The following is a 21,834-nucleotide window of genomic DNA, read 5'->3' on the forward strand; positions in this document are numbered from 1 at the left end:
TCCTAAGAAATTCTTAGTTAGGATGATACAAGAGCCGCCAAATCATACTTCACTCGGTAATGATAGCCATATGTCACTTGGTACCCTAGCTTCTCGTATAACGTAACAGCGGGTACATTGCCCGCGATCACTTGCAAATACTGTTCAGTTGCCCCATGGGAGATGCTCCAATTCGTCATTGCATGAAGAAGGGCATAGCCAAATCCCCTGCCGCGGTGTTCTTCATGTACGATTACATTGACGAAACCAGCCCATGATCCTTCTACAATTGCTGTGCCAAGTGCGACAATCTGACCTTGGTCCTTCAATGTGATGAAGGCTTTCGGTTCCGGCATTCGATCACTTAATCCTTGATAGAAGCTACGGCGCTCCTCCGGGTATTTCTCTAAGAGGAGGAAGGCATCCAGCCATTCAGCCGTTACAGTTTGTGAAATATCCAATTCGAGTGTTCGCGCTGAAGGGTATTGTTTAAGTAGACGTTCTTCAGCGTGAGCAGCTACTTGTTGGCAATTCGCCGTCATCAGATAACATGGAGTGTCTAACTCGTAGCCCTGGTTTTGCAGCAAGCTGTCTAATTGATCAGGTGAGGCAGAACTAATATGAAAAATGGCAGGTAACCCATGACTATGGTAAAATTGTTCAACATAGTTCAGCCAATTGTCATCACGCGGGTAAGGCCCTATAGCAAATACGCTGTTTGCTCGCTTCGTTATCCCGTTAGACGCTCGAATGCGCCATTGATCAAGCATCGTGTTACTTTCAGCAGGCCACGTATTTGCAGCAGTGCGATCGAGAAATTCGAAATAATCGTATTCTGTACTCATGAAATGAACCTCCATCCTCATCATCGTATTACATAAATATACATTTTAATGTATAAAAATTCAATTATAATATGAATATTGTACCCATCCATGTTAAAGGAGGACGACTTTGATGGAATTGCGACTTCGAACGGCAACAGGGGAAGACTATGATGCTGTGAATGCGATTATTCGTGAAGGCCAGGAAGAGCATGCTGAGGCATTGCCAGACCGTTTTGCCAAACTCGATCATGTTGTGGCAATGGGCTGGTATCGAAGTTTCTCGGATCGGATGGACAAAGAAATCATTGTTGCAGAGATTGGACCGCACGTAGTGGGTGTCGCTATGTTGGAGATGAAGCAAAGTCCAAACTATGAAGCATTGGTATCACACAAGTATGCCTATTTAAATGAACTTGCCGTTGCCGCTGCTTATCAGCGTCAAGGGATAGGCAGCCGACTCTACCAGGCATCTGTTGATTGGGCGCGAACCCGTGAAGCCGAATCACTCGAGCTGAATGTTTGGGAATTTAATGAACGTGCATTACTTTTCTATGCATCCCTTGGGATGCACACCTTAAACCGTACCCTGACGACAAATTTACTGAAATAGAAGGAGATTACCTATGCTTTTTATCGATAATGAAGGTATCACAGATCCGAGAATCAATTTAGCCATCGAAGAATTCGCCTTGCGTAAGCTCCCGGCGGGGGAGAGTTATTTGCTTTTTTATATCAACGAACCGTCCATCATCATTGGCAAGAACCAGAATACATTAGAAGAAATTAATCCTGAATATGTGAAAGAAAACAAGCTGCATGTGGTACGCCGATTGTCTGGCGGAGGTGCGGTATACCATGATTTGGGGAATTTGAATTTCAGCTTCATTACTCAAGATGACGGGAATTCGTTTCATAATTTTCAGAAGTTTACGGCGCCAGTCGTTGAGGCATTGCGGTCACTTGGTATAGGAGCTGAACTAACAGGTCGCAATGATATTCAAGTAGGTGAACGCAAAATTTCAGGCAATGCTCAATTTGCAACGAAGGGAAGAATGTTCAGTCACGGGACGCTGTTATTCGATTCTGAGATCGAAAACGTCGTTTCGGCTCTGCGTGTTGATCCTGATAAAATTCAATCCAAAGGGATTAAATCAATTCGAAGCCGAGTGGCGAACATTGTAGAATTTCTGGAAGAACCGATGACAATGGCAGCTTTTCGGACGAAATTGCTCCTTTCCATTTTCGGAACTGAGGAAGCGAATGTACCTACATATCAATTAACAGAGGAAGATTGGACTCAGATTCATCACATATCAGAAGAACGATATCAGAACTGGGATTGGAATTATGGGAAATCACCTAAAAGCACCATTCAGCATGCCAAAAGAATCGAAGGCGTTGGCAGGGTAGATATTCGATTAAACATCGAGGAAGGTCATGTACAGCATGTCAAAATATTTGGTGATTTCTTCGGTGCCCATGATGTTGCCGAGCTTGAAAACAAGCTGATTGGCGTCCGATATGAGGAAAGTGCGGTTCGTGAACGATTGGCGGAAGAGGAATTGAAGCGCTACTTTGGTGCATTGGAGAAGGAGACTTTCGTGGCTTTGCTTATGCTAACTTAAATGCGATGGAAGTAAAAATGCAATGTCGATTGATTTCGAGCAGGGGCCACGGTCTAAAATAGGGTTTACAAGCGTAGGATGGTGGATACGTACTAATTAACCATCATGTAAACGAGGTGATCCTCATGAGTGGTAGAAGCTTGCCATCCAGACAAATCAACATCGTTTTAAGGCAGCCGGAACCTGGCAGTCAGCGGCGAACTGTTGAGGGAGCAGGCGGGCAGTCAGGCGCTTCACCCCTTGCCGACGCCGAGCCGATGATCTCTGGCAAAAGGACACCGATGGAGGGTCCGCTATCGGATGTGTTCAAAGAACTCAATGGGCTGATTGGATTAGAGAATGTCAAAGAGTTGGTGCATGAAATTTACGCGCTGCTGCAGATCTCGCAATTTCGAGTTGAAGCTGGTCTTATGAGTAATGCTCATGTGTACCATATGATTTTCAAGGGAAGCCCTGGAACAGGGAAGACGACAGTAGCACGATTGTTAGGACGTATGTTTCATGCGATGGGCGTACTCAGTAAAGGGCATTTCATTGAAGTGGAGCGTGCAGACCTCGTAGGTGAATACATTGGACATACTGCACTAAAAACGCGTGAACTCATGAAAAAAGCGATGGGCGGCGTCCTATTTATTGATGAAGCATATAGCTTGGCACGTGGCGGTGAGAAGGACTTTGGTAAAGAATCGATCGATGCACTGGTTAAAGGAATGGAAGATAAGAAAAATGATTTCATTCTCATTCTAGCGGGATATAGTGAAGAGATGGAGCAATTCCTAGCCACCAATCCTGGACTTCCTTCACGCTTTCCCATTCAGATTGATTTTGAGGATTATGCCATCGATCAATTGATACAAATTACTGAGCTTATGGCGAAGGATCGGGAATATGTCTTGCTGCCACAAACCCTTGCGAAGCTAAAACAACATCTAGCCGAAGAGAAAGCGATGACTTGGCGTTCATTCAGCAATGCGAGGTACGTTAGGAATATTTTGGAGAAAGCGATGCGGCATCAAGCTGTACGATTGTTAAGTCAATATGTGAATGCTCCTTCCAAACTTGAGCTGATGTCGATTCGACCAGAAGATGTGAAATTTAAATAACAGCACATAGAGCTAATTAACTTATTTAAGTTAATTAGCTTTTTTCATATAGAAAGCAATTGACAGATAAGCGGATTGGAGTAAAATAAACAGAGTAATTATTACGGTGATAATGATTATCAGTATTATTTATAAATGAGTGTGGGAAGGTGACATGTTACCACGCCGAAGGAGTTGACAGGATTGCGGAAAGTTCTTGTAACCAGCTGGATAGCACTGCTATTGATGCTTTCTGTGCCTATGATCGTTAGTGCCAAGCCTCAGGATGATCTGGCCAAAGAAGATGCTGGCATCGTTAGCGCCATTCAAGCGGCAGAAAGCGGCAATATCGAACAAGCGACGAAATTGTTCGAAGCTTTTCAAATCAATTGGCTGAGTTATGAAGATGGCATTAAGGAACAATCCTTAGCTGCGTATCAGAAAATTGAAGGAGCCATGGGCGAAGCTTCACTGCAAACGATGAAGCAGCCAGTTGATGCTGGGAAGCTTGCGGCTAAGTTAAAGGATTTACATACGTTGAATACGTATTTCGTAGAAGGTAATCTCACCGCGTTCGGTGCATCAGCACAGAGTGACAGTAACGTGACTGTTGCGTCACTAGTTACGTTATTGGAGAAAGCAACCGATCAAGTGAAGCAGAACGATTCGGAAGGAGCTTCCGATAGTATTCAAACCCTACGTAATTCCTGGTTGCTTATTGAAGGAATCGTATTAACACAGTCACAAGCAGTGTATACCTCTATGGAGCGGGATATGGTGACAGCTTACGCTCAGCTTTCAGCTAATCCGCCTCAAATGGAAGATGCCGCTGTGACGATTGCACGCATGCATGCAGATCTACAGCCATTAGCTGCAAAGACAAGCTATACGATGCTTGATGCGACGACAATTATTTTGCGGGAAGGTCTCGAGGCCTTACTCGTCATTATTGCATTGCTCGGATTTCTTAACAAATCGGGTCATGGCGACAAGAAAAGATGGATTTGGTTCGGTGTTTACGGTGGTCTAGCTGTCAGTCTGGGGCTAGGCATTGTGGTTCAGCAGTTGTTCTCGGCGAGTGCCTTTGGAAATAACAACTTTCTAATTGCGGGCTGTACGGGAGTTTTTGCTGCACTGATGCTTCTGTATATGAGCTATTGGCTGCATAGCAAATCAAGTATTTCCAATTGGCAAACCTATATTCGTAATCAAAGTGTAAAGGCGTTGGCAACTGGCAGTTTGACCTCGCTAAGCATACTTGCCTTCCTAGCTGTGTTCCGTGAAGGAACAGAGACGGTCTTATTCATGATCGGAATGGCATCATCGATTTCTCTCGCTTCATTGCTTGGCGGGATTGGTATTGGTGTAGGCATGCTCCTTATTATTGCATTTCTCATTTTGAAAATAGGATTACGCATTCCTATGCGACCTTTTTTCTTAATTTCAAGTGTTTTTGTTTTCTACTTATGCTTCAAATTTGCCGGAATGGGCGTCCATGGCCTTCAATTAGCGGGTTATCTGCCGGCAACAACAGCCGATTGGCTGCCTAGCTGGGATGCTGTTGCTCTATATCCTACCTTAGAGAGCGCAATCCCACAGTTCATTTTATTGCTTCTGGCACTTTTTGCTGTGGTCAGAGATCGTCATCAAACCATAGCTAATCGAAATACGACTATTCAGAATAAATCCTAATTTAAAGAAAAGTGGAGGGTATTTCCCATGAAAAAAAGTTATCAAGTTATGATGTTAGCAGCAGCAACAACGCTTGTCCTTGCAGGTTGTGGCAAATCAGAACCAACCGAGGTTGCAAAGGTACCATTTAAAGATGGTTCGACGACTTTAGTGACAAGTGTCGATAACTTAAAAGTTCAAATAGAGGCTGCAAAAGTGAAAGATGCCAAGAAACTTGCTGATCAACTAGAAGATCAATGGGCGAGCTTCGAGGATGAAGTTAAACCCAAATTCCCTGAATTGTATTTTAAAGTTGAGAAGTTTCTGACACCGCTTGAAGCGGGATTGAAGGAAGAGAAGTTAGACTATCCTACTTTAAAGGCTTTGAATACGAATCTCAAAGCAGCGTTGACAGAGCTGACAACTTCATTTGAGAACAATAAAGGTGCTGTTAACAAAGATGTCATTGAAGCATCTGCAGCGCTGAAGGATGCAGCCAAAGCTTATAATAAATATGTACAAGACCAGGGTAACCAACTGGTGACTTTGCTCGATCAATTGAACACAGCTATTAAGAGTGGTGATATGAAGAAAGCGACAGAAGCATATGGACTAGCTCGTATGCCGTATGAGAGAATCGAACCAATCATCGAAACGTTCGCCGAACTGGATGGCGTGATGGATGCTCGCGTAGATGATTTCAAAAGTGAGAAGGATCCTGCTTTTACTGGTTATCACCGAATCGAATACTTATTGTTTGTGAAGAAAAACCTCAAGGATGCCGAGCCATTTGCAGCGCGTTTGCTTGAAGATGGCAAGAAAATGCAACAAGCGATTGCAGCAACAACGATTTCACCAACGGATTTTATCGCAGGTGTAGGGGAATTGATGGAAGAAGCCCAATCTAGCAAGATTACAGGTGAAGAAGAGCGTTGGAGTGGTGCTACAGTGCCGGTTATCCGAGCAAATGTAGAAGGTGCCCAAGCGATCTATGATCTTGTGAAAGTGGAATTGAAGAAGAAAGATGCGGCGTTGGATGATAAAATTAGCAAAAGTTTAGCAACTGTTATTGAAACGATGAACACACTTTCGCCTGTTGGACCAACATGGACGGATTTCAGTAAAGTAGAGCAATCCAAACAAGTTGATTTGAAAAATAAGCTAGAAGCATTGGCTGAACCGCTTGTGAAAATGCCAGGAACGCTAAGCAAATAATGGAAAGAGGTTAAGCGGTATGTCAGACAAAATGAATCGTCGAGCCTTCTTAGGAATGACCGCTGCAGGAGCGGCGGGCGTTGTTTTGGGAGATTTGCTGGGGAAGGTGCAAGCCGCACATCCAACGAATAAAGCCGCCGCTACCGTAACCAATGAGACACACGATTTCTATGGTACACATCAAACAGGCGTAGTCACACCTCAACAGAACTTTGCTAATGTAGCGGCTTTCGATATAACGACAAGCGATGTGTTGGAACTTAAAGCACTTATGAAGCAGTGGACAGAAATGGCAGCAACCCTTATGTCAGGAAGTCCCCTTGCGGTTGAGCCACAGGATGCGGCATTTCCTCCAACGGATACAGGCGAACAGCTTGGTCTTGATACGGGGAAATTAACGCTTACCTTTGCGGTAGGAGCATCTCTATTTGAGAAGGAAGGCGTTGATCGATTCGGTCTTCGCTCCCGCAAACCATCAGGACTGACCGAGATGCCAATCTTCCATAAAGATTCCTTGCAAGAGCAATTGACGCATGGAGACATTGTCGTGCAAGCATGTTCCGATGATCCGATGATTTGTTTCCACGCGATTCGCAACTTATCCAAAGCGGCTAGAGGCATTGCCCACCTGCGTTGGCAGCAAACCGGTCAACTTGGGGTGAAATCACAAGGGACGAAACGGAATTTATTCGGATTTAAAGATGGTACGGCAAACCCTTCCGTACAGGATGATTCTTTTATGAAAAATAACGTTTGGATTGATGCTGGAGATGGGGCTCCATGGTTAGTTGGCGGAACCTATATGGTCGTTCGCCGCATCCATATGCGGATTGAAACGTGGGATCAACAAACGTACTCAGATCAAGAAGAGATCATTGGCCGCCAGAAGGTTTCCGGAGCACCTATGGATGGTAATGCTGAATTCGATACACCACAGTTTGCTTCTGACACCGAAGGCAAAGTAACGCCTTTAGACTCGCACATACGTTTATCCAATCCGCGTACTGGGGAGAAGTCAGAGCGGGAACGCATCCTGCGGCGCGGTTATAATTTCATGGAAAATTTAGATAGTGTTGGTCGCATCAATGCAGGACTTCTATTTGTTTGTTTCAATCGAAATATCCAAACCCAGTTTGAATCCATTCAGCAACGATTGACCAATCCCAAAATGCCGGATCAAATGCTGGCTTATACGGATACTACAGGCGGCGGTTATTTTGCAGTTTTGCCTGGGGTTCTAACCAAAGGATCGTATCTAGGGCAGGCATTATTTGAGTAAAATAAGCTTCATGATGCAGGGTTGTTGCGCGAGTAGAGCGATCTACTTGTGGCACTTCCCTGTTTTTTGTTAGCAAGACTGTTATAATCGAATTTTCCTGTGCATCAAATTGACTTTCCTAATCATTTCCTCCACAATGATGAAGGAATAGGCCATATAGGCCTTAATTCAGTCCTTACAAGTTAATCTGCAGGAAGTTAAAGGAGACGTCTATGAAAACAACTTCACATATGGTTGAGAAAGAAATTGATGACAGAGCGGTGCTCGTCAGTTTGGTAACACAGAAGCAGAAGAAGAATGAACTACTGGCAGAATATTCGTTGCAAGAGCTTGTGAAACTGGCCGAGACAGCGGGTGTGCAGGTCTTGGAAACGATGACACAGAACAAAGAAACCAAGGATACCAAGTGGTTTATTGGTAAAGGTAAGGTTGAAGAGCTAAAGCTGATGTTGGAAGAGCTAGGCGGGAATACCGCGATCTTCGATCAAGAGCTTTCCGGTGCGCAGGTTCGTAATCTAGAAGCAGCACTTGATGTGAAAATTATTGATCGCACGCAACTGATTCTAGACATATTCGCCCAGCGTGCCAAAACGCGCGAAGGGATTATTCAGGTTGAATTGGCGCAGCTTAGCTATCTCTTACCTAGACTGTCAGGTCAAGGGAAAAACTTGTCGCGTCTAGGCGGCGGTATTGGGACAAGAGGACCAGGGGAATCGAAGCTGGAAACAGATCGTCGGCATATCCGCGGGCGAATTGACGAGTTGAAAGCGCAGCTGGAAGAAGTTGTTCGACACCGCACGCTGCATCGGGAACGTCGCAAGAAAAGTGGTGTTTTCCAAGTTGCCTTAGTGGGGTATACGAACGCAGGAAAGTCTACATTGTTGAAACAATTAACACAAGCAGATGTCTATATTGAGAATCAGCTATTCGCCACATTAGATCCGACTTCACGGACAATGGTATTGCCAAGCGGCAAGGAAATCGTCCTCACAGATACCGTTGGATTCATTCAAAATTTACCTCATGATCTCGTCGCTTCGTTCCGCGCCACATTAGAAGAGGCGAATGAAGCAGATTTGATTCTGCATGTTGTAGATAGCTCCACGGATATGCGTAACGAGCAGATGCGCATTGTGCAAGAAGTTTTAGAGGAGCTTGGCGCTCATCAGAAAGAACAGATCACTATTTTTAATAAAATTGATCTTTGTCCTACGGCTGATCTGGAGTTGCTTTCAACGGAAGGCGAATTCATGAAAATGAGTGCTTATACGCCGGAAGATTTGGAACGTCTTCGCATCACAATTGAGAATAAGCTCATGGGAGATAGTAAAGAGTTCCGCATTCCTGCCAATAAAGGGGATATCATCGCGCTTATGTACCGCATTGGTGAGGTGCTGGAGACAGATGTGGATGGGGAAGACATGGTTTTCAAGGTAAGGGTAAACAAAGATGATTATGTGAAACAAGCTTATTTGCTTGTTGATTATGATCAATCGACAGCCATGCCAGGGCAGGACGAGAACGAGGGAGAGAGCAACTAAGATGCATTTCGGTGAAAAAGTAATGGATAGAATGGCAAGGGCGGAGCAGCGTGTAGAGAGCGCATTTCGCCAAATCGAGAAAACCATCGATCTTAATCAATGGAAGGTGATTCGCGCCTTTCAGGAACATAAAGTTAGCGATTATCATTTTGCTTCCTCGACAGGTTATGGTTACAATGATCGAGGCAGAGAAGTGCTAGACCTTGTCTATGCGGATGCAATGGGAGCAGAAGCAGCGCTTGTTCGCCCGCATTTTGTTTCGGGGACACACACCATTGGTACCGCGTTGTTCGGTGTTTTGCGTCCTGGCGAACATCTACTTTACATCACAGGTAAACCCTATGATACGTTGCACAAAGTCATTGGTAAGCCTGGCGACGGCACAGGCTCATTGCAAGACTTCGGCATCGGTTACGATGAAGTCGCGCTTTTAGAGGATGGATCGCCAGACTGGCAGGCGATCGCAGCAGCCATTCAGCCGAACACGAAGGTGATCGGCATCCAGCGTTCACGCGGCTACTCATGGCGCCCGTCGTTCACCGTCGAACAAATCGGCGAAATGGTCCGATTTGTCAAAGAGATCAACCCAGAGCTGATTGTCTTCGTGGACAATTGCTATGGCGAATTCACAGAGCCGCAGGAGCCGACGCAGGTAGGCGTCGATCTGATGGCCGGCTCGTTGATCAAGAACCCCGGCGGCGGCATCGCCCCTTCGGGTGGCTATATCGCCGGGCGGCGCGACCTCGTGGAGCTCGCCGCGTACAGATTAACCGCCCCCGGTATCGGGGGCGAGGTCGGTGCCATGCTCGGCGCGACGCGAGCGATGTTTCAAGGGCTATTCCTTGCCCCGCATTTGGTGGGGCAAGCGGTCAAGGGCTCGGTCTTCGCGGCAGCGATATTCGAAGACCTCGGTTTCGTCAGCTCCCCGCGCTGGGATGCGCCGCGAACGGACTTGATACAAGCGATCCGCTTCACGTCGGCGGAACATTTGATCACCTTCGTGCAGGGCATCCAGAAGGCGTCTGCTGTCGATTCACATGTCGTTCCCGAGCCTTGGGACATGCCTGGGTATGAGCATCCTGTTATCATGGCTGCAGGAACGTTCATTCAAGGAGGCAGCTTAGAACTATCCGCAGACGCGCCAATACGTGAACCTTTTATCGCTTATATGCAAGGCGGTTTGACCTACTCACATTGTAAGTTAGGTGTACTAACGGCCCTCCAACATATGGAAGATAAGGGATTGCTGTGAAAAATTAAACTGTAAACAAACCTAACACTCCTTGACACGTTTTTGTGAGAAAGGTACAATGAGAATGAGGTACTTACTGACCAGGAGTGATTAGTATGAGTGATGAAATACGTAGGAATATGGCGTTATTCCCCATAGGGATCGTCATGAAGCTGACAGATTTAACAGCACGACAAATTCGTTACTATGAACAACACGAATTAATCATCCCAGCTCGAACAGCTGGTAATCAAAGGCTCTATTCGTTTAATGACGTAGAACGTCTTCTTGAGATTAAAGATTTGATTGAAAAAGGTGTCAACATTGCGGGTATCAAACAAGTTCTAATTCCTGTGGATAAGGACTCTGAAGATGCAACGATTCTAAACGAGCACACGGAAGTGAAACGGAAAGAATTAACCGACTCTCAATTGCACAAAATGCTGAAGCAACAATTGATTGGCGGAGGGAAGCGCCCGGATCAGGTTTCATTGATTCAAGGTCAGTTGTCCCGATTTTACAAGTAAATTCGAATGCTTAAATCCCGTAACATTTGAGAGGAGAATGCACACGTGACCTATAATAATAACTATACTAAAGATGATATTCTTCGTATTGCCAAAGCTGAAAACGTTCGCTTTATCCGATTGCAATTCACAGACTTGATGGGAAGCATTAAAAACGTTGAAATTCCTTTAAGCCAACTTGAGAAAGCGCTTGATAATAAAATGATGTTCGATGGATCTTCTATCGAAGGGTATGTACGTATTGAAGAATCAGATATGTACCTATATCCTGATTTGGATACATGGGTTATTTTCCCATGGGTTACAGAAAGCAAAGTCGCTCGATTGATCTGCGATATCTATATGCCTGACGGAACGCCATTCGCTGGGGATCCGCGCGCTATTTTGAAAAATGCCTTGAAACAAGCAGAAGAAATGGGTTACACAGCAATGAACGTTGGACCTGAGCCAGAATTCTTCTTGTTCAAAACGGATGACAAAGGCAACCCGACAACTGAATTGAATGACCAAGGTGGTTACTTCGATTTGGCTCCGATGGATCTTGGGGAAAACTGTCGTCGTGATATTGTGTTAACGCTCGAAGAAATGGGCTTCGAAATTGAAGCGTCCCACCATGAAGTAGCGCCAGGTCAGCACGAAATCGATTTTAAATATGCGGATGCGATTAAAGCCGCTGACCAAATTCAAACGTTCAAACTTGTTGTTAAAACAGTAGCTAGACAGCATGGTTTGCATGCAACATTTATGCCGAAACCGTTGTTCGGAATGAATGGCTCTGGTATGCACTGTCACCAATCCTTGTTCAAAGGCGAAACGAATGTCTTCTACGAGGAAAGCGACAAATTAGGCTTGAGCACAGTTGCAAGACAATATATGGCTGGTGTTCTCCGTCATGCGCGTTCTTTCGCAGCAATTACGAACCCAACAGTTAACTCATACAAACGTCTAGTTCCTGGTTATGAAGCCCCTTGTTATGTAGCTTGGTCTGCTAGTAACCGTAGCCCAATGATTCGGATTCCTGCTTCCCGTGGACTTAGTACACGTGTTGAAGTTCGTAACCCGGATCCAGCGGCAAATCCTTACCTGGCACTTGCTGTTATGCTTGCAGCTGGTTTGGATGGCATTAAGAACAAAATGCAACTTCCTCCGCCAACAGATCGCAACATCTATGTGATGACGGAAGAAGAGCGTGAAGCAGAAGGCATTCCTAGCTTGCCTCTTAACTTGAAACAAGCGTTAGACGAGTTGCTTCGTGACGATGTTGTTTGCGACACACTTGGTGAGCATGCGCTAGCGCATTTCTATGAGTTAAAAGAAATTGAGTGGGATATGTACCGCACACAAGTTCACCAATGGGAAAGAGATCAATATCTATCCCTCTACTAGGATCATTGAAACCCTCGACGCTGAGCGTCGGGGGTTTTCATACAGTTAATTTTAACCATTTCACACGATTTGATCGGTAATGGCGAAAATAACTACATTTTTTCCATCTAAGTAGAGTTTTTGAAGAAAGTCAGTCCAAATACCTGTGTATTTTCCAGTTAATTCAAGTTTCTCATTAGTTTCTAGCCCCCAAATACACCATTTATCAACTTACCTTTCAGCAACTCAGCCCACCGGCAACTCAAAAACTTATCAACTAGCTTACCTTCCAAGCCCATCACCAAAATCCGAGCTACCAAAGCCCGATAGGGGAAAACTCATTCCCAAAATTTGACCAACATCCCTCGATAACACCTCTTGAGTAGTAGATTAGCTCAACGCAGACTCCTGTGCTCCATTCATTGCTAATCACTAATCGGGTATTGTATGATTAGAGGGACAGTTAGATACGTATCGCCCTTCAGACTCGCATAGCATGTACTGATGGGCTTTTTAATGCGAAGGAGTGTAATTGAACAATGGATAATTTAAATCGTCATTTAGAGAAGTATGCAGAGTTAGTCATTCGAATCGGTGTTAACTTAAATAAAGGTCAGGATTTGTTGGTGGAAGCACCCATTGAGACATTGGATTTAACAAGATTAATCGTGCAGAAAGCTTACGAGGCTGGAGCAAATTTTGTCCATGTGCATTGGCAGGATGATGTGGTAACTCGTAATAAATTTGACTATGCATCCGAGGATTCAATGGATTACTATCCAGAGTGGTATACGACGATGCTCGAACGTTTTGTTGAAAACGGAGGGGCTTTATTGAACATTAAAGTACCGAATCCGAATTTATACGATGGTATAGATGCCAGTTTAATTTCTCGAGCATCGAAAGCCGCTTCAACAGCAAGAAGCAAGTATCAGCAATATGTGCGAACAGGTGAGTTCAGTTGGTGTTTAATTAAAGCTCCTACGGAGGCTTGGGCTTCTATTGTGTATGGTGATCTGCCCGAGGAGCAGCGAGTTCCTGCGATGTGGGATGCTATTTTTAAAATTAACCGTGTCTATGAAGAAAATCCTATTGAGGCTTGGCAGTCACATTTGGATACGTTGAAAGCTATACATAGCTCGTTGAATGAAAGAAGTTATAAAGCATTGCGATACCGGGCTACAGGGACGGATTTACGCGTCGAGCTACCGGAAGGACATATTTGGCTAGGTGGGGATAATAAAAACTCGCGCGGTGTGCGTTACGTGGCCAACATGCCGACAGAAGAAGTGTTCACCATTCCTAACCGAACTGGTGTTAATGGTACAGTTGCAAGTACGATGCCATTAAATATCAACGGGGCTTTAGTGGACCGGTTCTCTTTTACGTTCGAAGCTGGAAAGGTAGTAGACTTTCAAGCAGAGGTGGGTTATGAGCACTTGGCACGTTTGTTGGATATGGATGAAGGCGCACGCTATTTAGGTGAGGTTGCACTCGTACCTTTTGATTCGCCGATTTCCAATTTGAATCGTATTTTCTACAACACAGGCATTGACGAGAATGCTTCATGCCACTTGGCATTGGGTAGTTGTTACCCAATTAACTTGAAGGATGGTACGAAGCTATCGAATGCAGAGTTAAAGGATCGCGGAGGGAATAGCTCATTAATTCATGTAGACTTCATGATCGGTTCTGCAGAGCTTGAAATCGATGGGGAACTGGCTGATGGTTCGATCGAACCAATCTTCCGTGCAGGGAACTGGGTATTGACGTTTTAAATGTAAAAAGCAAGGCTCTTAAGTGAAATTCACTTGGAGAGCCTTGCTTTTTTTGTGATATCTGCCGAACTTACATATCCCGGAACAATCCAATTACTCGTCCAAGAATCGTTACATTCTTCAAAAGAATAGGTTGTAAAGCGGAGTTCTCTGGTTGAAGGCGGATATGATCCTTCTCCTTGTAGAAACGCTTAACAGTAGCTTCATCATCTTCCGTCATCGCGACAACGATATCACCGTTATTCGCGGTTTGTTGTTGTTTAACGATCACATAGTCACCATTATGAATACCAGCTTCAATCATACTGTCTCCCATAATGCTCAGCATGAACACGTTGTTGTCACCGACCATACTTGTAGGAAGAGGGAAGTAATCTTCGATATTCTCAGTGGCTGTAATAGGAACACCAGCTGTTACTTTACCAACAAGGGGAACACGAGCGACGGACACTGCGAATTGAGATTCGGCGCCATCAAGCCCTAGAATTTCAATTGCACGCGGTTTGGTAGGATCTCGACGAATCATGCCTTTTTTCTCAAGACGTTCCAAATGGCCATGTACGGTAGAACTGGAGGCAAGTCCAACAGCTTCGCCGATTTCTCGAACGGAAGGCGGATACCCCTTATCTTTCACTTCGCTCTTAATGAATTCCATGATTGCTAGTTGACGCTGCGAAATTTTACTCATAAGATATCACTCCAATACTGGTAATCATTACCCAAAGTATAACATAGAACCCGAGTTCGTACAAACATAAGTTCGAGAAATGGTTGACTCAAACATGTGTTCGTGTTATTCTAAAAACAGAACAAATGTTTGGGGGATGATTTTATGTATATGGCTTATTCACAATCTAATGGAAGAACAACACTTCAAGGTACTGCTCATGCATCCAAAAGGATGACGATTAAACAGGTATATGCGAAGCTACTACTTCGTTTCTTAGTGATAGCAGTAATTCTTGGAACTGTGTTTTCATTCGGTGCGATCGTACAAGCCTATGCTGGTGAAGGCTCAGTAACAGTGTCAACACCGATCACTTCCGCACAAGCAGTAGCCAAAGCTACGCAACACGAGAAGGTTGTTATTCAGAGTGGTGATACGCTTTGGGGGATTGCAGAAGCTCACAAAAAGAAAAGTGAGAACACACGTTCTTACGTTGAGAAATTGAGATCATTTAATCACTTATCGAACAGTTCCTTGCAAGAAGGACAAGTTATATTACTACCATAATGAGCTATTAATAGTTCATGCTATAGATGATTGTTCGAGGCATAGCCACCTGTTGCTATGTCTCTTTGCGTTGTTTCCTTGACATTCCTAATCGGTGATGGCAAAGTAGTAATCATATGAAATTTTGACTGGGAGGATTACAATGAGTGACAGCATGGATAAGACAATTGAGCGAATCAATGAACTAGCTCGGAAGGCGAAGACCGTTGGCCTAACTGACGCAGAGATTGATGAGCGAAATGAGCTAAGGAAAATCTATATTAACGCATTCAGGGGTAACCTGAAAGTTCAATTAGATTCCATTAAGTTTACTGACGAAGAGAAATAACCTTACTACAATAGATACTACATTCAAAGGGGAAATGAATGATGACGTTGAAAGCTGTTCTGTTTGATTTGGATGATACACTGTTATGGGATGATCGTAGTGTGGAGGAGGCTTTTGCTGCAACATGTGCAGAGGCGGCGAAGCATGTGAATGGCTTGAACCCAGAGGAATTAGAAGCATCTGTTCGTAAAGAAGCTAGGAGTTTATATGAATCATACGAGCCGTTCCCATTTACCAAAATGATTGGGATTAACCCTTTTGAAGGACTATGGGCTAACTTCACGCAAGGCGAAGATGAGAACTTCCGTAAATTAGAGAAATTGGCTCCTGGCTACCGAACAGAATCTTGGACTAGAGGACTTGCGGGATTAGGAATTGAAGATCGTGAGTTAGGGTACAAGCTTGGGGAATTATTTGCTGCCGAACGTCGCAGTCGTCCTTATGTATATGAAGAAACCTTCCGAGTATTAGATGCGTTGAAAGGGAAATACAAACTTCTTCTTTTAACCAATGGTTCACCTGACTTGCAAAAAGAGAAATTAGCAGGAGTGCCTGAGATTGCATCCTATTTTGATCATATCGTGATTTCTGGTGAATTTGGGCAAGGGAAGCCAGCTGCCGCCATTTTCCGTTATGCTTTGGGTCTTCTAGAAATTAGTGAAGAAGAGGGCATTATGATTGGGGACAAGCTGACTACAGACATTTTAGGATCTGGAAGTATTGGCATGCGCAACATTTGGATTAATCATCACGGACTTAAGAGTGGCGATGAAATTGTACCTGCTTATGAGGTATCACGTCTTCAGGATATTTTACCGATCATCGATAAAGGTTAATTTCAATAGAAATAAAGCCCAACAGCTGCTTAAGACGCAATGGTCTAAAGTGCTATTGGGCTTTCTTGTTTGCATGAACGCTGGATTAAGCTTTAATAAAGTCAGGATCATCAATATTGTAAGCAACCCAGCCATCTTTTTCGATGAAAAGGCGAACAGCGACGATTTCACGATTTTCCATCAAGGTGAAGAAATGGTTCGTGTTTTCTGGAACGGAAATCACATCACCTGGCTCAAGTTCTACATCGAAATAGCCTAGCTCTTCGGACTTGATGATGAATATCCCTTTACCAGAAACGATAGCGCGAATTTCATCTTCGGTATGCGTGTGCACTTGTTCGAATTTCTTCAATAATTCTTCAATATTCGGAGTTACGTCAGATAGGGAGATAACATCCCAAATTTCATACCCGCGTCGTGCAGCTAGATCTTTAATTTCAGCTTCATAAGTGGAAATGATTTCTGCTTTCTCGTCATCGCTAAGGATGAATTTCTCACGAAGTGCTGCAGGAAGCTTGTTCGCATCCCAATGTTCGTATACGACTTCTTGACTATCTAAGAAGGCTTTAACTTCTGCTTCGCCTTCGATGCGCTCATTGGTGTTACGAATTCTAATTTGTGCCATGTGATATCCCTCTTTCATAAATAAATATATACATATTATAGTGGATATCAAGCTAACTGTCGATGGAAGGAAATAAATTTTTCCGATAAATCCAATAGGAATTAATGATAATTCAAAATCTTTTCATAGAAGCCGTATTCTGTTACACTAAATCTTAACATAATTTGTCGTTTTTTATGATTCTGCGTTAGGAAAAGTTGAGAGGGAGTCTAGTCATGAAGAAACCACCGATTCAAGAACAGCTTAAGAAGAAGATTATGATCCTAGATGGTGCCATGGGTACGATGATTCAGCAAGAGGATTTGACTGCTGAGGATTTCGGTAGCGATGACCTAGACGGATGTAATGAAATTCTATGTGTTACACGCCCAGATGTTATTCAAAAAATTCATGAAGCTTATTTCGCCGCCGGCGCTGATATGATAGAAACGAATACGTTCGGAACGACGAGTGTCGTACTGGCAGAATATGACTTGCAAGATCGTCATCGCGAGTTGAACATCGCTGCTGCGAAATTGGCGATTGCTGCCGCGGAAAAATATTCGACACCGGAATGGCCGCGTTATGTTGTGGGTGCAATGGGACCGACGACTAAGACTTTGTCCGTGACAGGTGGCGTTACGTTTGAGGAATTGGAAGAAAGCTACTATCAACAAGCGCTAGCACTAGTCGAAACAGGCGTTGATGCCATGCTGTTAGAGACTTCCCAAGATACACTGAACGTGAAAGCGGGCAGTATCGGAATTCGCAGAGCTTTTGAAACATTAGGTGTAGAACTTCCTATCATGATCTCGGGTACGATTGAACCGATGGGAACAACGCTTGCAGGTCAGAATATAGAATCCTTCTATATTTCCCTAGAGCATTTGAAGCCAATTTCAATGGGATTGAACTGTGCGACAGGGCCTGAATTTATGCGGGATCATATTCGTACGCTTTCTGGAATTGCCGATACAGCGATTAGTTGTTATCCGAATGCAGGCTTGCCAGATGAGAATGGGCATTATCATGAGTCTCCGGAGTCTTTGGCCAAAAAGATGGCTGGCTTTGCTGAACAAGGTTGGCTTAACATCGCTGGCGGTTGCTGCGGTACGACACCTGATCACATTAGAGCAATGGCAGAAACACTTGCGAACTATACACCAAGAGCGACATATGGCACACATCCACCTGCGATTTCAGGGATTGAGACCGTTTATATCGAGCCGGAAAATCGTCCCATCATGGTTGGTGAGCGGACGAATATTTCGGGATCCAGAAAGTTTAAGCGGCTTATTAAAGAAGGCAAGTTTGAAGAAGGTTCTGAAATCGCCCGTAATCAGGTGAAGAATGGCGCTCATGTGATCGACATTAATTTACAGGATACGGATATTGATGAAGCTTATGCGGTAGAAGAATTCATGCAAGAAGTGGTGAAAAAGGTTAAAGTTCCGTTGATGATCGACTCGACTTATGATCATATTATCGAGCTTGGACTCAAATATTCGCAAGGAAAAGCGATTATTAACTCCATTAACTTGGAAGATGGCGAAACGAAATTTGCGGGGATTCTACCGCTCATTCATCGGTACGGCGCATCCGTTGTTTGTATTCTTATTGATGAGCGTGGGCAGGCGGTTTCTCGTGAAGCCAAAATCGAGGTCGCAACACGTTCATATGAACTCCTAACTGGCAAGTATGGTATGAACCCAGAAGATATTATTTTTGATCCCAATATGTTCCCTGTAGGGTCTGGTGATCCGCAGTACATTGGTTCTGCAGTAGAAACAATCGAAGGCATCAAGCTGATCAAAGAAAAGTATCCACTCGCCAAAACGATTCTAGGTCTAAGCAACATCTCATTCGGTTTGCCGGATGCAGGTCGTGAAGTTCTGAACTCGGTTTACTTGTACCATTGTACGAAAGCCGGACTTGATTATGCGATCGTTAATACGGAGAAACTAGAGCGGTATGCGTCGATTCCTGAAACGGAGCGTCAATTAGCAGAGGAGCTCATTTATAATACGAACGACGATACGTTGGCGCAGTTCGTTGCCCATTTCCGTGAGAAGAAAGTTGAGAAGAAGGAGAAGATTTCGAATCTGTCTTTGGAAGAGAGACTGGGCTCTTACGTTGTTGAAGGTACGAAGGAAGGCTTAATCCCTGATTTGGAGATTGCACTTCAAACGTATTCCCCACTAGAGGTCATTAACGGGCCGCTCATGAAGGGAATGGAGGAAGTTGGTCGTCTGTTCAATGGCAACGAATTGATCGTTGCTGAGGTGCTTCAAAGCGCTGAGGTCATGAAGGCATCCGTTACTTTTTTGGAGCCTTTTATGGAGAAATCGGAGACTGCGGTTAAGGGGAAAATCATTCTGGCAACGGTCAAAGGGGACGTTCACGATATTGGGAAAAATCTCGTTGAAATCATCCTTTCCAATAATGGCTATAAGATTGTTAATTTAGGGATCAAGGTACCGCCAGAACAAATCATCGAAGCTTATCGCAGAGAGCAAGCGGATGCGATCGGACTATCTGGTTTGCTCGTTAAATCCGCGCAACAAATGGTAATCACTGCGCAAGATTTACGGACAGCGGGTGTAGATGTCCCGATTCTCGTCGGTGGTGCTGCGCTCACTCGTAAATTCACCAAGACACGTATTCAACCGGAATATGAAGGCGTAGTACTCTATGCCAAGGATGCGATGGATGGGCTTGATATTGCGAACAAACTGAGTGACCCTGATCAGCGCAAACGGTTGATTCAAGAGCTTCGTGATAGCCTGGAATCCGATGTCATGGACACTGGACGTAAAGAAGAGAAGATGCCACAGCTTACACGTGTGAGTTCTTCTGCAGTTTCGAAGGATCTGCCTGTTCAGGTGCCGCAAGATACGGATCGTCATATTCTACGGGATTACCCGATCAGCCATTTAATGCCCTATGTGAACATGCAAATGCTGCTAGGTCATCATTTAGGTTTGAAGGGCAAAGTAGAACAACTGCTGAGTGATAAGGATTCCAAAGCACTACAGTTGAAGGATACGGTAGATTCCATTCTTCATGCTGCTCAACATAACGGTATCATTAAAGCTCACGGTATGTATCGTTTCTTCCCTGCACAATCGAATGGAAATGATGTGATTGTGTACGATCCTGCGGATACTAGCAAGGTGCTGGAGACATTTACATTCCCTCGTCAAGATAAAGAGCCCTATCTCTGCTTGGCAGATTATTTGAAATCCGTAGAGAGCGGCGAAATGGATTATGTAGGATTCCTCCTCGTGACAGCTGGCCATGGTATTAACGAATTGGCAAAAGAATGGCGCGACAGCGGGGATTATTTGAAATCCCATGCGTTGCAAGCGACAGCCCTTGAAGTAGCGGAAGGTTTCGCGGAGCGCGTTCATCACATCATGCGTGATGTCGTGGGCATTGCAGACCGTGTCGATATGACGATGCAAGAAAGATTCGGGGCCAAATACATCGGACAACGATTCTCATTTGGATACCCAGCATGTCCTGATCTCGACGATCAGGCGAAGCTCTTTAATTTGCTGAAACCTGAGGATATCGGCGTTGAGTTGACGGAGTCGTTCATGATGGAACCGGAAGCTTCCGTATCCGCGATTGTATTTGCGCATAAAGAAGCGCGTTATTTTAACGTAGGATAAGTATGTGAGAGCGAGGCAGCTCGTGTGAACGATTATGTTCCGCGGCATCCTCGCTTTCCGTTTTGGCGACGTGATATTGAGAGAGAATGGGGTTTGGTTTGTGGACTTGTATTTTCTAGGAACGGGGGCAGGTATGCCCTCCAAACAACGAAATGTAACCTCAATCGCCTTGAATTTATTAGACGAACGAGGAACCTATTGGCTTGTTGATTGCGGGGAGGGGACGCAGCAGCAGATTTTGAATTCTCCTGTGAAGCTGGGACGAACCGAGAAAGTGTTCATCACTCATTTGCATGGTGATCATCTGTATGGGCTTCCAGGATTATTGACGAGCCGCTCTTACTTGGGTGGAGATACACCGTTGACCTTATATGGTCCGCGTGGCCTTAAACAATTCGTAGAAACCGCGTTGGAAGTCAGTGGGGCTCATCTGAGTTATATCCTTCATCTTATAGAACTTGAGGAAGAAGGCATTATTTTCGAAGATGAAAGCTTTCTTGTCGAGACGGCTCGTTTAGAGCACCGAATTGAATGCTTTGGTTTCCGTATCGTGGAGAAGGATCAACCTGGCAAGCTGCTAAATGAAAAACTGAAGGAAATTGGTGTACCTCCAGGTCCAATCTATGGTCAACTTAAACAAGGGCACACCGTACAGCTTGAGGATGGCCGGACGATACATGGGCAAGATTTCTTAGGAGATCCAGTTGCTGGTCGAGTGGTCGTTATTTTGGGAGATACACGCTATTGCGAAGGTGCAAAAAGGTTGGCAAGAGGTGCCGATGTTCTCGTTCATGAAGCGACTTTTGCCATGGATAAGCAGGAGCTCGCCTACGCCTTCGATCATGCAACATCGACCGATGCAGCACGGACTGCACAGGAAGCTGGTGCGAATGCACTGATTATGACCCATCTAAGTTCGCGGTACCAAGGGGAAAGTGTAACTGAACTGCTTCACCAGGCACAGCAAATTCACAAGAATAGTCACTTAGCAAGAGATTTCTGGAGCTATGAGATACCGCGTAAAGTATGAGAAAAATA

19 protein-coding genes are annotated in these 21,834 nt (G+C 44.6%); 16 read left to right on the forward strand and 3 right to left on the reverse strand.

Annotated features, from left to right (window positions below):
• Positions 1–17 precede the first annotated feature (17 nt).
• Positions 18–824: a GNAT family N-acetyltransferase gene (locus AC58PV_RS08485; RefSeq protein WP_497431837.1), complete on the reverse strand. Its 807-nt coding sequence runs from the start codon at positions 822–824 to the stop codon at positions 18–20.
• A 112-nt stretch (positions 825–936) separates the two neighbouring features.
• Between AC58PV_RS08485 and AC58PV_RS08490 the strand changes: the two genes are divergently transcribed.
• The 11 genes from AC58PV_RS08490 (at position 937) to AC58PV_RS08540 (ending at position 14,120) form a co-directional block, all read left to right on the forward strand.
• Positions 937–1,416 (forward strand): GNAT family N-acetyltransferase, encoded by a 480-nt coding sequence (locus tag AC58PV_RS08490; protein ID WP_497431838.1) that lies wholly within the window; start codon positions 937–939, stop codon positions 1,414–1,416.
• 13 nt (positions 1,417–1,429) lie between these two features.
• Positions 1,430–2,431, forward strand: a complete 1,002-nt coding sequence (gene lplA / locus AC58PV_RS08495; protein ID WP_497431839.1) for a lipoate--protein ligase — start codon at positions 1,430–1,432, stop codon at positions 2,429–2,431.
• 125 nt (positions 2,432–2,556) lie between these two features.
• Entirely contained in the window at positions 2,557–3,534 is a 978-nt protein-coding gene (locus tag AC58PV_RS08500; RefSeq protein ID WP_497431840.1) for an AAA family ATPase, read from the forward strand.
• A 183-nt stretch (positions 3,535–3,717) separates the two neighbouring features.
• The gene (locus AC58PV_RS08505) at positions 3,718–5,205 is read left to right on the forward strand and encodes an FTR1 family iron permease (RefSeq protein WP_497431841.1); all 1,488 of its coding nucleotides are present in this window, start codon (positions 3,718–3,720) and stop codon (positions 5,203–5,205) included.
• Positions 5,206–5,232: 27 nt separating this feature from the next.
• Positions 5,233–6,399, forward strand: a complete 1,167-nt coding sequence (locus tag AC58PV_RS08510) for an EfeM/EfeO family lipoprotein (RefSeq protein WP_497431842.1) — start codon at positions 5,233–5,235, stop codon at positions 6,397–6,399.
• 19 nt (positions 6,400–6,418) lie between these two features.
• The gene (gene efeB, locus AC58PV_RS08515) at positions 6,419–7,678 is read left to right on the forward strand and encodes an iron uptake transporter deferrochelatase/peroxidase subunit (protein ID WP_497431843.1); all 1,260 of its coding nucleotides are present in this window, start codon (positions 6,419–6,421) and stop codon (positions 7,676–7,678) included.
• A 212-nt stretch (positions 7,679–7,890) separates the two neighbouring features.
• The gene (hflX, locus tag AC58PV_RS08520) at positions 7,891–9,219 is read left to right on the forward strand and encodes a GTPase HflX (RefSeq protein ID WP_497431844.1); all 1,329 of its coding nucleotides are present in this window, start codon (positions 7,891–7,893) and stop codon (positions 9,217–9,219) included.
• Positions 9,220–9,250: 31 nt separating this feature from the next.
• Complete coding sequence (locus AC58PV_RS08525; RefSeq protein WP_497432158.1) at positions 9,251–10,471, forward strand: methionine gamma-lyase family protein; 1,221 nt, start codon at positions 9,251–9,253, stop codon at positions 10,469–10,471.
• A 95-nt stretch (positions 10,472–10,566) separates the two neighbouring features.
• Positions 10,567–10,977, forward strand: coding sequence for a MerR family transcriptional regulator (locus tag AC58PV_RS08530; RefSeq protein ID WP_047676992.1), 411 nt, complete (start codon positions 10,567–10,569; stop codon positions 10,975–10,977).
• A 45-nt stretch (positions 10,978–11,022) separates the two neighbouring features.
• A complete protein-coding gene (glnA, locus tag AC58PV_RS08535) occupies positions 11,023–12,363 on the forward strand; it encodes a type I glutamate--ammonia ligase (RefSeq protein WP_497431845.1) in 1,341 nt (446 codons plus the stop codon).
• 518 nt (positions 12,364–12,881) lie between these two features.
• Complete coding sequence (locus AC58PV_RS08540; protein WP_497431846.1) at positions 12,882–14,120, forward strand: aminopeptidase; 1,239 nt, start codon at positions 12,882–12,884, stop codon at positions 14,118–14,120.
• Between the two features lie 70 nt (positions 14,121–14,190).
• Here the strand turns inward: AC58PV_RS08540 and lexA are convergent, their stop codons facing one another.
• Positions 14,191–14,808, reverse strand: a complete 618-nt coding sequence (gene lexA / locus AC58PV_RS08545) for a transcriptional repressor LexA (RefSeq protein WP_068670063.1) — start codon at positions 14,806–14,808, stop codon at positions 14,191–14,193.
• Between the two features lie 144 nt (positions 14,809–14,952).
• Between lexA and AC58PV_RS08550 the strand changes: the two genes are divergently transcribed.
• The 3 genes from AC58PV_RS08550 (at position 14,953) to AC58PV_RS08560 (ending at position 16,518) form a co-directional block, all read left to right on the forward strand.
• Positions 14,953–15,354: a LysM peptidoglycan-binding domain-containing protein gene (locus AC58PV_RS08550; protein WP_497431847.1), complete on the forward strand. Its 402-nt coding sequence runs from the start codon at positions 14,953–14,955 to the stop codon at positions 15,352–15,354.
• Between the two features lie 142 nt (positions 15,355–15,496).
• Positions 15,497–15,682 carry a DUF896 domain-containing protein gene (locus AC58PV_RS08555; RefSeq protein WP_056620911.1) on the forward strand — a complete coding sequence of 62 codons (186 nt, stop codon included), beginning with the start codon at positions 15,497–15,499 and terminating at the stop codon, positions 15,680–15,682.
• A 41-nt stretch (positions 15,683–15,723) separates the two neighbouring features.
• Positions 15,724–16,518 carry an HAD family hydrolase gene (locus tag AC58PV_RS08560; RefSeq protein WP_497432159.1) on the forward strand — a complete coding sequence of 265 codons (795 nt, stop codon included), beginning with the start codon at positions 15,724–15,726 and terminating at the stop codon, positions 16,516–16,518.
• An 85-nt stretch (positions 16,519–16,603) separates the two neighbouring features.
• Here the strand turns inward: AC58PV_RS08560 and AC58PV_RS08565 are convergent, their stop codons facing one another.
• Positions 16,604–17,143 (reverse strand): 1,2-dihydroxy-3-keto-5-methylthiopentene dioxygenase, encoded by a 540-nt coding sequence (locus AC58PV_RS08565; protein ID WP_497431848.1) that lies wholly within the window; start codon positions 17,141–17,143, stop codon positions 16,604–16,606.
• 215 nt (positions 17,144–17,358) lie between these two features.
• Here AC58PV_RS08565 and metH point away from each other — a divergent pair, with 215 nt between their 5' ends.
• Both metH and rnz read left to right on the forward strand, forming a co-directional pair.
• A complete protein-coding gene (metH, locus tag AC58PV_RS08570) occupies positions 17,359–20,796 on the forward strand; it encodes a methionine synthase (protein ID WP_497431849.1) in 3,438 nt (1,145 codons plus the stop codon).
• Positions 20,797–20,896: 100 nt separating this feature from the next.
• Positions 20,897–21,826 (forward strand): ribonuclease Z, encoded by a 930-nt coding sequence (gene rnz, locus AC58PV_RS08575; protein WP_497431850.1) that lies wholly within the window; start codon positions 20,897–20,899, stop codon positions 21,824–21,826.
• The last annotated feature ends 8 nt before the right edge of the window (positions 21,827–21,834 follow it).

This window comes from Paenibacillus sp. J22FR83, assembly GCF_059691955.1.

Coding starts and splice junctions, on each gene's coding strand:
- AC58PV_RS08485 (WP_497431837.1), bottom strand. CDS start 824: ATGAGTACAGAATACGATTATTTCGAATTTCTCGATCGCACTGCTGCA.
- AC58PV_RS08490 (WP_497431838.1), top strand. CDS start 937: ATGGAATTGCGACTTCGAACGGCAACAGGGGAAGACTATGATGCTGTG.
- lplA (WP_497431839.1), top strand. CDS start 1,430: ATGCTTTTTATCGATAATGAAGGTATCACAGATCCGAGAATCAATTTA.
- AC58PV_RS08500 (WP_497431840.1), top strand. CDS start 2,557: ATGAGTGGTAGAAGCTTGCCATCCAGACAAATCAACATCGTTTTAAGG.
- AC58PV_RS08510 (WP_497431842.1), top strand. CDS start 5,233: ATGAAAAAAAGTTATCAAGTTATGATGTTAGCAGCAGCAACAACGCTT.
- efeB (WP_497431843.1), top strand. CDS start 6,419: ATGTCAGACAAAATGAATCGTCGAGCCTTCTTAGGAATGACCGCTGCA.
- hflX (WP_497431844.1), top strand. CDS start 7,891: ATGAAAACAACTTCACATATGGTTGAGAAAGAAATTGATGACAGAGCG.
- AC58PV_RS08525 (WP_497432158.1), top strand. CDS start 9,251: ATGGCAAGGGCGGAGCAGCGTGTAGAGAGCGCATTTCGCCAAATCGAG.
- AC58PV_RS08530 (WP_047676992.1), top strand. CDS start 10,567: ATGAGTGATGAAATACGTAGGAATATGGCGTTATTCCCCATAGGGATC.
- AC58PV_RS08540 (WP_497431846.1), top strand. CDS start 12,882: ATGGATAATTTAAATCGTCATTTAGAGAAGTATGCAGAGTTAGTCATT.
- lexA (WP_068670063.1), bottom strand. CDS start 14,808: ATGAGTAAAATTTCGCAGCGTCAACTAGCAATCATGGAATTCATTAAG.
- AC58PV_RS08550 (WP_497431847.1), top strand. CDS start 14,953: ATGTATATGGCTTATTCACAATCTAATGGAAGAACAACACTTCAAGGT.
- AC58PV_RS08555 (WP_056620911.1), top strand. CDS start 15,497: ATGAGTGACAGCATGGATAAGACAATTGAGCGAATCAATGAACTAGCT.
- AC58PV_RS08560 (WP_497432159.1), top strand. CDS start 15,724: ATGACGTTGAAAGCTGTTCTGTTTGATTTGGATGATACACTGTTATGG.
- AC58PV_RS08565 (WP_497431848.1), bottom strand. CDS start 17,143: ATGGCACAAATTAGAATTCGTAACACCAATGAGCGCATCGAAGGCGAA.
- metH (WP_497431849.1), top strand. CDS start 17,359: ATGAAGAAACCACCGATTCAAGAACAGCTTAAGAAGAAGATTATGATC.